This is a genomic window from Arthrobacter sp. H41 (genome assembly GCF_000520535.1).
In the GTDB taxonomy this organism is placed as follows: Bacteria; Actinomycetota; Actinomycetes; order Actinomycetales; family Micrococcaceae; genus Arthrobacter_D.
The window spans coordinates 43,681-46,292 of sequence record NZ_KI914796.1 but is presented as its reverse complement, the minus strand read 5'-3'; the positions used below and the strand labels follow the sequence as shown (position 1 = coordinate 46,292).

At 67.8% G+C, this 2,612-nt stretch carries 3 protein-coding genes and 1 pseudogene; all 4 read left to right on the top strand.

All coding sequences use genetic code 11. The features are described from left to right. Positions 1–571 (top strand): annotated as a pseudogene (locus Y705_RS21305) (MFS transporter); the annotation flags it as partial. Between the two features lie 29 nt (positions 572–600). Then, positions 601–1,602, top strand: a complete 1,002-nt coding sequence (locus Y705_RS0109735; protein ID WP_026532715.1) for an asparaginase — start codon at positions 601–603, stop codon at positions 1,600–1,602. A 34-nt stretch (positions 1,603–1,636) separates the two neighbouring features. Next, the gene (locus Y705_RS0109730) at positions 1,637–2,038 is read left to right on the top strand and encodes a sterol carrier family protein (protein ID WP_026532714.1); all 402 of its coding nucleotides are present in this window, start codon (positions 1,637–1,639) and stop codon (positions 2,036–2,038) included. Beyond that, positions 2,035–2,612 (top strand): DUF2079 domain-containing protein (locus tag Y705_RS18875; RefSeq protein ID WP_155850012.1); only part of this gene is annotated, 578 nt, incomplete at its 3' end. The genes Y705_RS0109730 and Y705_RS18875, both read left to right, overlap by 4 nt.

The following is a 2,612-nucleotide window of genomic DNA, read 5'->3' as shown; positions in this document are numbered from 1 at the left end:
GGCGAAGCCGACAGGCCGGTACGGCGTGCTTGCAGCGCTGGTCCTCATTGCAGCCTCAGCAGCACTGGTCGAAGACGCAGGAAGCTCATGGTCCGCCGTCTACCTCACCGGTTCCCTGGGAGCCACGGCGTTCATCGCCGGGTTCGGATTCATCGCGCTGCAGGGCATGCAGTTCGTCGGGAGGATCCTCGGAGACCGGATGGTCGATCGATTCGGGGAACGGGCCGTCGCGCGGGCCGGCGGCATCATCGTGTTCCTGGGCATGGGCACCGCCCTCGCCTTCCCCACCCTGATCGGCACCATCGTCGGATTCGGACTCGCGGGATTCGGCGTCGCAACCCTCATCCCGGCTGCCATGCATGCTGCCGACGAGCTGCCGGGGCTGAAACCCGGGAGCGGGTTGACGATCGTCAGTTGGCTGCTGCGCCTGGGTTTCCTGCTCTCGGCGCCCCTCGTGGGAGCAGTCGCCGACCTTTCCAGTGTGCGCTTCGGCCTGCTCGCTGTTCCCGCCGGGGGCCTGCTGGTCCTCGTGTTCTCACCCGTCCTCAAGCAGCGGAAAGCCTTGATCTGAAGTGCCACGGCATAGGCAATACTTGGATCATGCCGACCTTCACCTCCGCTGATGCCGTTGACCTTGCCGTCCTGGAGCGCAACGGCTTCATCGAGTCCCGCCACGTAGGCTCCGCCGTCGTTCTCGCGGCCGACGGCAGTGTGGTGACCTCGCTCGGGGACATCACCTCGCCGGTCTACCCGCGCTCCAGCCTCAAACCGTTCCAGGCCCTCGCCGCCATGAAGGCGGGAGTTCCCCTGCGCGGACCCCAGGTTGCCCTGGCGACGGCCAGCCATGTGGCGAGCGAAGAACACATGGCCGTGGTGCGGACCATGCTGAACGCAGCGGGGGTCACCGAGGAGCAGCTCCAGTGCCCCGAGGACTGGCCGCAGGACGAACAGGCGCGCATCAAGCTGGTGCTGGGTGACAAGGGGAAGCAGCGGATAGCGTTCAACTGCTCCGGCAAGCACGCCGCATTCCTGTGGGCGTGCACTGAGAATTCGTGGAACCACGCGACCTACCTGGATCCGGCCCACCCCCTTCAGCAGGGCATCGCGGACGTGATCGAGGAGTACACCGAAGAGACGCCGGCGCACTGGGGCGTGGACGGCTGCGGAGCGCCGGTGGCAGCGGTGTCACTGACGGGCCTCGCACGAGGAATCGGGAAGATCGCGAAAGCCCCCTCGGACAAGAACGCCGACGCCCGCGCCGCAACCATCGCCACGGCCATGATCGACTACCCCTGGGCCGTCCACGGACGCGGCATGGAGAACACGGTGGTCATGGAGGATCTCGGGATCCTCGCCAAGAGCGGCGCCGAGGGGGTCCTGGTGCTCGGCGCGCCCAATGGGGCAGCACTCGCACTGAAGGTGCTCGACGGCAACAACCGGGCCGCCACACTGGTAGGACTCACCCTGTTCGCCGCATCCGGGGCGATCGACGCCGAGACGGTGGGCACGGTACTCAAGAAGGTAGTACTACCGGTGCAGGGCGGCGGGCGCCCGGTCGGCAGCCTGCGCCTGGCGGCTCCCGTAATGGCATTGCTCGACTAGACGGGACAATAAGGACAACCCGGAAGGACACAACATGGCACGACGCCGCATCTCGCCGGAGGCGGGTTCCATCGCCCTGCAGGACGTGGCGAACGGGCGCGCGTCGCGGAACGGGATCGCCGCGGCGGTGCGGTACTGCCTCGAGGAGCTGGCGGAACAGGCTCCGGGCAACAGCGTGGAGGTGAGGGTTCCGCCCTTCGGTGTCACCCAGTGCGTCGCCGGCCCCCGCCACACGCGGGGAACACCGCCGAACGTCGTGGAGACCGACGCCGTCACCTGGCTCGCACTCGTCACCGGCGCACTCACCTGGGCTGAGGCGCAGGCGGCCGGAAAAGTGGCGTCGTCGGGCCAGCGCGCGGACCTCTCCGCCTGGCTCCCCCTGTTCGGCAGGAACGACGCATCTGGCACGGGAGCCACACCGGAAGCCACGCCGTGAGCTCCTCCGTCAGCCGGGTTCGCGCGGCTCCCCCTGTTACCTCAAGGCGCCAGCCCGTCGGCGCCTGGCTTGTGGGCCTTGCTGCGACGTCGCTCTACATCGCATACTCGGCCACGCAGTGGCATCAGATCAGCTCGCCATCGTGGGACCTCGGGATCTTCACCCAGCTGGCCAAGGCCTACGCCGCTCCCGGGGCGCCGATCGTCCCCATCAAGGGCGACGGCTTCAACCTCCTGGGGGACCATTTCCACCCGCTCCTGGTGCTGCTGGGGCCCGTCTACGCGGTGTTCCCGTCAGGCTTCACCCTCCTCGTGGTGCAGAACCTGCTGTTCGGCCTTGCGGTTTTCGTGGTGACGCGCGCCGGCATCCGGCATGTGGGCCGATCGGCAGGCATCTGCATCGGCGTCGCATTCGGCCTGTCCTGGGGGCTCCAGTCAGCCGTCGCGGCGCAGTTCCACGAGATCGCCTTTGCCGTCCCGCTCCTCGCCCTGAGCCTTGAGGCGGTGATCGACAGACGGCTCGAAGGGCTGGACAAGGTCATTTTCGGAGTGACGGCAGTCTTGGCACAGGCCTT